Below are 10,630 nucleotides of genomic sequence, written 5' to 3' on the forward strand. Positions count from 1 at the left end.
CCTCCTGAAAGCCGACAAATGATTAGGAGGCCCGCTCGGGCCCACTTTATAATCAATATTGATCATTTCTAGAAACAGGAGGCCCCGCTGGGGCCATAATTTCCAGTTAGGTTATTTTTTGCTAGAAACAGGGAGCCGCTCTGCGGCTGAATGGGAGATGTTTTGCGTGGTAAACGACATGGAGCAAATGAGGTTTGGGACACTTCCGGGAAACTGAAAACAGCTCCGGCGGAGCTTCCTGTTTCTGGAAAGTGTGACTAACCGAAGATATTGGGCTCCATTGGGAAACTTAAAGCAGCTCCGGCGGAGCCTCGTGTTTCTAGAAAAAGTGCGACTAAACGAAGATTGGGCTCTGGCGGAGCCTCTTGAAACCCGACAAATAATCAGGAGGCCCCGCTGGGGCCCACTTTGTAATCAATATTGATCATTTCCTAGAAACAGGAGGCCCCGCCGGGGCCATAATTCCAGTTAGGTTATTTTTGCTAGAAACAGGGAGCCGATCTGCGGCTGAATGGGAGATGTTTTGCGTTGTAAACGACATGGAGTAAATGAGGTTTGGGACACTTCTGGGAAACTGAAAACAACTCCTTCAGAGCTTCCTGTTTCTGGAAAGTGTGACTAACCGAAGATATTCGGCTCCATTGGGAAACTTAAAATAGCTCCGGCGGAGCTTCCTGTTTTTAGAAAAAGTGCGACTAACCGAAGATATTGGGCTCCTTCGGGAAACTTAAAGCAGCTCCGGCGGAGCTTCCTGTTTCTAGAAAAAGTGCGACTAAACGAAGATTGGGCTCCGGCGGAGCCTCCTGAAAGCCGACAAATGATTAGGAGGCCCGCTCGGGCCCACTTTATAATCAATATTGATCATTTCTAGAAACAGGAGGCCCCGCTGGGGCCATAATTTCCAGTTAGGTTATTTTTGCTAGAAACAGGGAGCCGCTCTGCGGCTAATGAAGATGTTTTGCATGGTAAACGACATGGAGCAAATGAGGTGTGGGACACTTGACATTATGTGTAGATCAAATTCTTCATCTCTCCAAACTCATAAATCTTAACCTTCTCCGACTCCTTTTTCGCAGCCTGCATCATTGCTTTTGCAATATCACTAGCCTCGATGCCCCGATATTTTTTCATTGGTCCGATGAAAAGCGGGTTAATGACTGAAAACAATTTGATCAGGAATTTTTCGAGCTGGCGGGTTTCTTTGCGGTTTCCCATGATCATCGACGGGCGAAAAATATGGGTATGCTGCATGTCCAGCGCGGTAATGTCCCGCTCGGTTTCGCCTTTGGTTCGAACGTAAAAGATGCCGGAACCTGCATTCGCGCCGACTGCAGAAACAAGTAGAACCGACTTCGCTCCGTTTTCTTTCGAAATTTCAGCCGCCAGAACCGGGTAATCGTGATCGACCTGATAGTATTCTTTCTGATCGGGCGTGTTATCTTTTGTCGTTCCCAATGCAATGAAAACCTCGTCTGCCTGGATCTGGTCTTTTAATGCCGGCAAACTTTGATAGTTCCCAATCAGCGTTTTCAGCTTTGGATGGCTGACATTCAGGTCTTTCCGGACTATGATCGTTACCTGATCATAATCCGGATCGCCTAATAATCCATCCAGAAGGAAAGACCCGATGAAGCCGCTGGCGCCGAAAAGCACCGCCTTCTTTTTTCCAGTATTATCCATTCTTTTCCAATTGCGCCAGTATCTGGCTGAGCTTGTCATGGATCAGCGACAAATGCGGCCGGCCGCTCGGTGTAGTTCCGTTCGAGTCATGAATGGCTTGTAAAATCAGGTTTTGCTGCGCCAGTTGCAGCGTTTCAAATTTGGTCAGTTCAGGGTATTTTTCCTGAAATCCTTCTGCGAGTTCGTCAATGCTGTGAATGTTCATTTTGTTGAGGTTTTTAATGTGTAGAAACAGGTTATTCCTGCATTATCAAATCTAGTAATTTAAAATTACCCGCCACTTCAAAGCCGCATTTATCCTCCGATTTTACTCACATTTTAATGACTTTACCCGAATTCGTCAACGCGGTATTAACTACCTGGAAACCAACGGCGAGCAGCGCCAGAGCCGGCATAGCTCAAACCCTTGTTTATTCTGCGGATCCGTTTTTCCGAATGGGCGCGGATGGCGCCAGGTAGTTGAAGAAAAAGGCGTCTGGCCGCCCCAGCTGCTGCTTTACGACATATCCGGGACCAAAATCCCGGATTGCCGGCGGCTGTCCGAAACCGATCTGATAATGCGCTGCGCTTTCCGCAATTTCTTCAAACGCAGTCAGGCCCATTAAACAGAACATTAAAAAACAAGCATAGAAAATACCTTTTCTTTCCACCCATAAATACTCCAAGCTACTGGCAATCAAGACGCTCATCACAAAAAGCGACGGCATGGATACTTTAATACACCAATCGTTCCAGGTACCCAGGATCAGGAACGGAATGAGAACGAGACTACATCCCGCGATTATGCAGATCTGCTTTTCCATTCGGTCGAAATTTCGAAAACCTGCAGAGATCAGCAGTGTTCCGACGAGCAATTCGATGGTCAGAAACCGCGCATAAGTCCACCAGAAATCAGGTATCAGTGTTTGTGAAAATGCAACCGGAAATGAAAAATCATTGGACAAAATAAAAGATGAAAGGATCAGAAGAATCAGGCAGGAAGTGATGTTGAGGAGTGAAAACCGCAAATACTCCGATCTCTGTTCAACTAAAACCGGCACCAGAAACGGGATAAGCCCCAACAGACAAAGCGGCGACCATAGAACCAGGGAACAGACAACCAGCGGAAAACATCTGATTAAAACCGGATGCATGGATTTCCGATTAAGCAGCAAGCCGATCATGATCCAGGTCGGCAGGCAATGCTGCGGCGACCAGAACAGGTTTCGAGTATTGGAAAAATAGAAAAACGGTTTGAGCCACATTTCCGAACGGTCCATTGTGAAGTCAAAAACGAAATTCGCCAGGTAATCCATTCCGCCAAAAAGTGAGATTCCGGCAACGAGGAAGAATGCAGATCGCACACCGCTGGTTGTTTTATTAAAATATACCAAAAGCACCGCCAGCAATACTCCCAGATAAGAGTAAAAAAACAAGACAATATTCGCCTCCGCCCAGCCCGAAAGCTTCCCCGCGACCGCTGCGGGCAGGTAATAGGCAAAGTAATACACATAGGGTTTGTCGGACTCATAGCCAAATTCCGCCCCCATGTATTCGGGCGAAAACCAGACCGGCCAGTCATCTCTGGTCAGGTGCCAGAGCAGCGAGCTTCTGATACCGGAATCGAAATTCGGATAACCGACTCCGCCGATGCTGGAAAATAACAGCCAGGCAAACGTGAGCAGGGCAATGATCAGAATGTACTTCCGGACATGGGCAAGCTCGGCAACAATCCCTGCAAAACAGCGGCTGAATTTTGCCGCAGCCAAATGTGCCGACAGAATCTCATACAATGCGAGAATCATGACCATGCAAGTAAAAAGTGCGATTTCCCAGCGAACATAGCCGACCAGAAAAATCAATACTGGGAAAATCACATAACAAAAAGACAATCCGGCAACCAGGTTTAAAAGATTATAGCCGGGAGAATGGAGCTCCGCCCGGGCTCGGGATCGGTTTTTGTATGTAAAAATTTCACGGGGTGTCCGGAGTGGTACTTTCGGAACCGATACCAGATTTGTACTGAATGTCGAAGCAAGAAGAATTTTCATGACTTATGGATTAATAAATGAGGGCATAGCTTTCCCATCACCCTTTTTTGAGGGGTTGAACCTTATGGGGTTTTTCTAGACTACAATTGAAAAAGACTACGAACTATGTACTATATACGCGTCCGTGTAAATCCTGAAATTGATATTGGAGTGCCTGTAAATGAAGACAAGAAAAAATAGTATCGCCGTTGCATAACAATCCTGAATAAAATTAAATAGTAAGAATTTAATACACGTTGCCCAATTATGACCTCTAAAAACAGACCCAAAAGGATCGCCATCCTGGGAGGTGGACCGAGTGCACTTTTTATCTACAAAAGACTGATTGAATCTAAAACAGCATGGGAAGTTGATATCTTTGAGCGCAGGCACGCACTGGGTTCAGGTATGCCGTATAGTGAGGAAGGTGCTGGTACGGAACACATTACCAATGTGTCCGACAACGAAATCCCCGAGATTGTTACGTCCATTGAAGATTGGATCCGGTCCCTGCCACAAAGCGCACTGAGCAGGTTCGACATCAACCCCGAAACCTTTAATAAATTCCATGTGCTGCCGCGTTTATTGTTTGGGCAGTATCTCGCCGCGCAATTTGAGCTTTTGCGAAAAAAAGCCAGGAAAGCGGGACTCACCACGCACGTGCATTTCAACAGTAATGTCCTGGATGTGATCGACTACCCGGAACAGAACGTGGTACAAATTGATGTGGAAGAAAAAGGCAAGCTGCTATTCGACGCCGTGGTCATTTGTACGGGACATAACTGGCCCGTTAAAAATGAAGGCAGGGTTGCCGGATACTACGATTCGCCGTATCCTCCCGCCAAGCTTAAAATGAAATGCAATCATCCGGTGGCGATCAAAGGCTCGTCCCTGACGGCGATCGATGCGATCCGGACGCTGGCGAGGCATAACGGGCATTTTGAAAAAACACCCGAAGGAAAACTTGCCTTTATACCTGCGGAGGACTGCCCGAAATTCAAAATGGTCATGCATTCCAGAAACGGACTTTTACCCGCGATCCGGTTCCATCTTGCAAAACCGCAGCTTTCCGCCGATTCTTTACTTACGAAAGAAGAAATCGAAAAGAACCGAAAACAGAACGGCGGCTTTTTATCCCTTGATTTTTTGTTTGATAAAAACTTCAAAAACGGCTTCAAAAGGAAAGACCCGAAGTTTTACAAGAGAATAAAAGACCTGAATATGGAGGGTTTTGTACAACTGATGATGGATATGCGGGAGGGACGGGAGCCTTTTCATCTTTTCAGGGAGGAATACCGCGAGGCTGAAAAATCGATCGATAAGCGGGAATCGATCTACTGGAAGGAAATGCTGGCCGAGCTGAGCTTTACCATCAGTTATCCCGCCAAATACTTTTCGGCCGAGGATATGATGCGGTTAAAAGAGGTACTTATGCCTCTAATATCCGTGGTTATCGCATTTGTGCCACAGGCTTCCTGCGAGGAATTGTTTGCATTGAATGACGCCGGAAAGCTGGACCTCGTTTCGGTGGGGTCCGACAGCGAAGTTGTCACGAAACAGACCGGCGGCATTATTTATAAATACCGAAATGAGCAAGGCAGGAAGCGTGCAGAACATTTCGAAACCTATATCGATTGCGTCGGGCAGCCGCATTTGTCTTATGAAGATATTCCATTCAAAAGTTTGCTCATCAAAAAAACGGTAAGCCAGGCATTTTTACGTTTTAAATCGGTTGAGGCGGCGGAGAAAGAGATGGAAAAAGGGGACGGTTCGGTCATTCAAAATGCAAATGGGGACTACCTAATGAAAGTGTCCGGGATTACGATTAACGATCATTTCCAGGTTGTAAATGAGTATGGTATCGAAAACGAGCGGGTGTACATCATGGCTGTACCGTATATAGGTGGCTACAATCCGGATTATTCGGGTCTGGACTTTTGTGATGAAGCATCGTCCTGCATCCTTGAAAAGCTGACCCTCATTCACCAGCATGCCTGATGATCAAACAAGCAATTACGAATTATTTTGATACTATTTACATAAAATAGTGAGATAATTCTACAAATTTTATGCACTTTTAATGACAAATTCCAATATATTTAAGAAGAATGACTAATCTTTCTTCCCAACCCGATTTACCCGCTATCAGTAAGGAACATTTCTTTGACATTTCGGACGATTTTCTCTGCGTCGCGGGCTATGATGGTTATTTTAAACTCATCAATCCTGCTTTCACAAGGCTGCTCGGGTACGATGAACAAGAACTGTTGTCCAGACCGATCGACTCGTTTGTTTACCCGGAAGACCGGGAATTGACGGCAAAATACCGCGCCAAGTTGCGTCAGAATATTCCGCTTTCGGATTACGAAAACAGGTATGTGACCAAAAACGGAGAAGTAGTGTGGCTGTCCTGGACATCCATGCCAAAAGACGATGAGCAGCTGGTGTATGCCATTGCCAAAAATGTAACCCATAAAAAGATTCTTGAAAACGACCGGAATACACTGCTGGCCAACCTGACACGCATTAATCAGGAATTAAAACAGTTGACGTACACCACTTCGCACGACCTGCGATCGCCGGTAAACAACTTACTGGCAATTTTTAGTCTGCTCGATACCTCAAAGATCGAGGATACCGAAACACTGGAATTTATTTCCATTCTTAAATCGGCCAGTGAAAACCTGAAAGACACGCTCAACCAGTATGTGGATGCATTAATCCGGCAAGATCTGTTGAATGTAAAAAAAGAGGAGATCAGCCTTTCCCGGCCACTCGGTATCGTTACAGCTTCGTTGACATCCCTCATTGAGAACTCTAAAACGACGATCAGGACCGACTTTTCTGAGTTCGACACGATCCAGTTTAACGAGGCTTTTATGGTTAGTATCTTCTTAAACCTCATTTCCAATTCCATTAAATATGTGATCCCGCACCATCACCCGGTTATCTCGATCCACACCAGGAAAACCGGCAATGTGAAGCAACTGGTCTTTTCAGACGAGGGACGCGGGTTTGACATGGACGATGTGAAAGACCGTGTATTTGGACTGAACCAGACTTTCCACAACCACATTGATGGCAAGGGAATAGGATTATATCTTGTTCACAACCAGATCACTAGCCTGGGTGGCAACATTACTCTCGAAAGCAAACCGGGCGAGGGAGCCACATTTATTCTTTCGTTTAGAAACTAGCAACTGATACGTAACATCACTTCGGGGGCGATCAGTTAGTATCTGTACTAAGAATAAATCCAAATTTGACCTGATCCAGTGCTAAAATCGTTTTTGGCAAAATATCTTTTGTAAAGCTGCGTATTTTTGAAAAAAGAGCTCGGAATTACGAAAAGGATATGCAGAAAATGTTTCGGAAAAGCATCCGTCTGGATGATAGTCAAATCAGGAAACTGCAGGATCTGAGCGCATTCGACGGCAAAGATCCCCTGACACACATTAAAAGTGCAATTAATGAATATCTGGATAAAAAGAACAGCGAGATCAATTCGGCTTCCGAAAAAGAGATCCACGCCGAAATCCGCGAAAAATCGCGGGACCCGAAGATCCGCGGGGCGATGTGGGTATCAGGCATCGTCGACAAATATGAATTTTCTGCATTGATCCTCGGCGAACCTTCCAAATCGGGCATTGAAAAAGGCAAGGTTTCAAAACTTTCCATTCTCGACCCCGCCATTCAGAAGTCGACCAACAGTTTTATCAGTTCCTGTATTGTGAATTATGACCGGGGATGGGATATTCGGCCCAGCAAAATGGCTGAACCATACTACAACAAAGTGAAATACCTCGTCGAGAAATTCGTCTGAAACCAGTATAAAAAGCGGCCAAAATCTCCTACCGGTCGCTCACTTTCGAGATTTCACCGTTAATTCCTTCACCTATTAACGGATCCGGCTGCTATTTTTGAAAAAAATAAAGATTATAAAACAGCAATGGAAAATATTAAAGTAGCGACAGCCCAATTCGAGAACCGGAGTGGTGACAAAGAATACAACCTGGAAATGATCCGGAAATTGTCCGCAGATGCGGCGGCAAAAGGTGCACAGGTAATTGCATTTCACGAGTGCTCGGTCACCGGCTACACCTTTGCGAGGCATTTGTCAAGAGAACAGATGCTCGACGTTTCGGAGATGATTCCCGATGGCCCGAGCGTCCAGGCGTTGACAAACATTGCCAGGGAAAATCAGATTGTTATTCTGGCCGGCTTGTTTGAAAAAGATGCGGATGAAAAAATGTATAAAGCCTATGTCTGCGTGGATGAAAGCGGGCTCGTGGCCAAATACCGGAAATTGCATCCATTCATTAACCCGCACCTGACACCCGGCGACAGCTACGTCGTTTTCGATTTATTGGGGTGGAAATGCGGGATCCTGATCTGCTATGATAACAACATCATCGAAAATGTGCGCGCGACAAAGTTATTGGGGGCCGACATCATTTTCATGCCGCACGTTACCATGTGCACACCTTCTACCAGGCCGGGCGCGGGCTTCGTCGATCCGGCATTGTGGCTCAACCGGGAATCCGACCCGACCTCGCTACGTCAGGAATTTGATAGTTTGAAAGGACGGGGCTGGCTGATGAAATGGCTTCCCGCGCGGGCTTACGACAATGCCGTTTACGCAGTGTTCTCAAATCCCATCGGTATGGATGACAATCAGTTAAAAAATGGCTGCTCCATGATCCTGGACCCGTTTGGCGACATCATCGCAGAATGCCGGGAACTTGACAACGACATCGCCATCGCCACATTCACTCCCGAAAAACTTGAACAGGCAGGAGGGTCCCGTTACCTGAAAGCGCGCAGACCCGAACTTTATGCCGAAACCATCGGCAAATCCCACGTTTCAGAACAAAAAGTGGTCTGGCTATAAAAGAACAGGGTGCGTCACAGGTACAGGATATAATCGTGGCGCACCAGTTTTTCTTCCCTGATCTCTCTGAAAAACGAGAAGTTCTGCTTTGTTAAAACGTGGATAGAGGACTGATTTTCAGGAACTACTAATGCGATCAGCAAACTGATCGTACCTAACTGGCGCGCATATTCGATCAGCCGGGCTGTAATTTCGGAAGCATACCCTTTTCCCCAGTACTCGGGTAACAGTGCATACCCGATTTCAGTGAGATTATCACCAAAAGGAACAATTTTGGCAAGGCCGATAAAGTCTTCCCGGCTTTGTTCAAAAACAGCCAGGAAGCCCATATCCGCCCGGTCCTGATCCGCATCCAGCGCTACCTGAAAACGTTTTTTTGCCAGTTCATAGTCCAGCGGAAGTCCCGTGATGTAACGCATCACCTCCTGCCGGGAAACCAGCCCGAAATAGTTTTCAAAATGTGCCGGCGTAAACTTTTTGTAAGTCAGCCTTTCGGATTCCAGGTACATTTGTTGCTAAAACGGGCAAGTTAATCAACCTACCTCACATCCCACCAAACTTTGCTCAGATACGTATCGCCGTTTGCCAGCACCTTCGACGCTGCATTGTATTCTTCGGGATTACGGAAACGCTCGCTGCCGGAATAAACCGCGCGACGTGGGATCTGTCCGTTAGTAACACCTTTGTTCGGTCCCGGAACCAGTTTTGGATAGCCCGTACGTCTCCATTCTGAATAAGCTTCATAATGCCGCATGAACAAGCTGATCCATTTTTGAACCATGATCTGTTCCAACTGCTGTTCAGCTGTACCGGTCAGCAAGCCTTCCTTGGCCAGATACGTGTCGATTGTTGCCGCGTCAAGTTTATAAGGTTCTGTTTGCATTGCCGCGCGGATTCCCGCCTGATAAAAACCTTTTGCGTCAGCCGGCGTCAGACCGGCCCAGCCCAACAATGCAGCTTCGGCTTTGTAAAAACACAGGTCTGAGTAGGCCATGAATAAATACGGAAATGTCGTTTTCCGGTCGTTGTAGATCGAGATCGTGCCGTACGAATAATCGTCCCGGTTCACTGTCACATTCTGGCCCAGCGCCACGCCCAGCCCGCGATAAATTGGTGCGCCGGCTTTTTTGGAATTTTCAGTAGGTTCCGCGATTTTGGGAAGTCTTGGGTCATTTTTGTTCAAAAGCGTAGTGATAAATGGCTCGGCAAGCTGGTTCAATTCCTTCGAGCCGTTATAGCCGCTGATCACCGGGTGGTAACCTAATGCAAAACCATCCTGCGGATTAGTGATAATCTGCGCATTGTCCGCATTGCTGGTGAAGATCGGGCCTTTCAATGCTTCTTCCACCACTTTCCTGGACCACGTTTCATCCACATAACGTAACCGGAAACCCATGCGCAGTTTGAGCATATTGGCGAATTTCTTCCAGGCTTCCACATTCCCTTTGTACACCACATCAGCAACCCCGTACGAAAGATCGCCCGCATTTAACTTGCCCGCAGCCGCATCCAGATCCGCCAATAGCGACGCATAAATGTCTTTTTGAGCATCATACTTAGGTGTCAAAATCATTTCAGCTTCGGTCTGGGCCGATTCAGAATATGGGATATCACCCCAAAAATCGGTCATTCGTTGCCAGAGGTAGATTTCGTTGATTTTGGCAATGGCAAGTTTCGTACGACCTGCTGCCGTTTCTTCCTGGCCTTTCAGCAACCGGTTCCGGATCTGCGCCAGGTTGTTGATATAGCTATAATGTGACGCCCAATTGCGGGTTTCGTAAATGTCCCGGTCTTCCTGGTATTGAGAAGGCGCCGATAGCGACCCGCTCGCCCATTGCTCCACCCAAGATCCTACCTGCCACCAGTTGGCCCCTTCCGCCATGATCCCGTTCATCTGGACGTTGGTCAGCACATATTCTGCGGGGACTGTTGCGGGTTGGGTTGGCGAAGTATTCAGTTCTTCAAAATCATTGGTACATCCGAGCAGGCCCATCGCCAGTGTGAGCGAGGTAGTCAGGTGTTTCAGATATTGGTTCGTTTTCATTTTATA

9 protein-coding genes are annotated in these 10,630 nt (G+C 46.9%); 4 read left to right on the plus strand and 5 right to left on the minus strand.

Translation table 11 applies throughout. The features are described 5' to 3' along the window. Positions 1 to 1,005 precede the first annotated feature (1,005 nt). The 3 genes from LZG72_RS10920 to LZG72_RS10930 form a co-directional block, all read right to left on the minus strand. Complete coding sequence (locus LZG72_RS10920) at positions 1,006 to 1,680, minus strand: NAD(P)H-binding protein (protein WP_233871510.1); 675 nt, start codon at positions 1,678 to 1,680, stop codon at positions 1,006 to 1,008. Beyond that, positions 1,673 to 1,885, minus strand: coding sequence for a hypothetical protein (locus LZG72_RS10925; RefSeq protein WP_233871512.1), 213 nt, complete (start codon positions 1,883 to 1,885; stop codon positions 1,673 to 1,675). Before LZG72_RS10925 ends, LZG72_RS10920 begins: the two co-directional genes overlap by 8 nt. Positions 1,886 to 2,090: 205 nt before the next feature. After that, positions 2,091 to 3,710: a hypothetical protein gene (locus LZG72_RS10930; protein ID WP_233871514.1), complete on the minus strand. Its 1,620-nt coding sequence runs from the start codon at positions 3,708 to 3,710 to the stop codon at positions 2,091 to 2,093. A 246-nt stretch (positions 3,711 to 3,956) separates the two neighbouring features. Between LZG72_RS10930 and LZG72_RS10935 the strand changes: the two genes are divergently transcribed. The 4 genes from LZG72_RS10935 to LZG72_RS10950 all read left to right on the plus strand — a co-directional run bounded on the left by LZG72_RS10935 (position 3,957) and on the right by LZG72_RS10950 (position 8,580). Beyond that, positions 3,957 to 5,687: an FAD/NAD(P)-binding protein gene (locus LZG72_RS10935; RefSeq protein WP_233871516.1), complete on the plus strand. Its 1,731-nt coding sequence runs from the start codon at positions 3,957 to 3,959 to the stop codon at positions 5,685 to 5,687. A gap of 110 nt (positions 5,688 to 5,797) precedes the next feature. Then, on the plus strand, positions 5,798 to 6,886 hold the full coding sequence (locus LZG72_RS10940) for a PAS domain S-box protein (RefSeq protein WP_233871518.1): 1,089 nt from the start codon (positions 5,798 to 5,800) through the stop codon (positions 6,884 to 6,886). A gap of 158 nt (positions 6,887 to 7,044) precedes the next feature. After that, the gene (locus LZG72_RS10945) at positions 7,045 to 7,512 is read left to right on the plus strand and encodes a hypothetical protein (RefSeq protein WP_233871520.1); all 468 of its coding nucleotides are present in this window, start codon (positions 7,045 to 7,047) and stop codon (positions 7,510 to 7,512) included. A 126-nt stretch (positions 7,513 to 7,638) separates the two neighbouring features. After that, entirely contained in the window at positions 7,639 to 8,580 is a 942-nt protein-coding gene (locus tag LZG72_RS10950; RefSeq protein ID WP_233871522.1) for a nitrilase family protein, read from the plus strand. 14 nt (positions 8,581 to 8,594) lie between these two features. On the opposite strand, the gene LZG72_RS10955 is transcribed toward LZG72_RS10950, so the two are convergent. Both LZG72_RS10955 and LZG72_RS10960 read right to left on the minus strand, forming a co-directional pair. Beyond that, positions 8,595 to 9,089, minus strand: coding sequence for a GNAT family N-acetyltransferase (locus LZG72_RS10955; protein WP_233871524.1), 495 nt, complete (start codon positions 9,087 to 9,089; stop codon positions 8,595 to 8,597). A 29-nt stretch (positions 9,090 to 9,118) separates the two neighbouring features. Further along, positions 9,119 to 10,624 (minus strand): SusD/RagB family nutrient-binding outer membrane lipoprotein, encoded by a 1,506-nt coding sequence (locus tag LZG72_RS10960; protein ID WP_233871526.1) that lies wholly within the window; start codon positions 10,622 to 10,624, stop codon positions 9,119 to 9,121. Between the last annotated feature and the right edge of the window lie 6 nt (positions 10,625 to 10,630).

The organism is Dyadobacter sp. CY323 (genome assembly GCF_021390245.1).
Taxonomy (GTDB): domain Bacteria; phylum Bacteroidota; class Bacteroidia; order Cytophagales; family Spirosomataceae; genus Dyadobacter.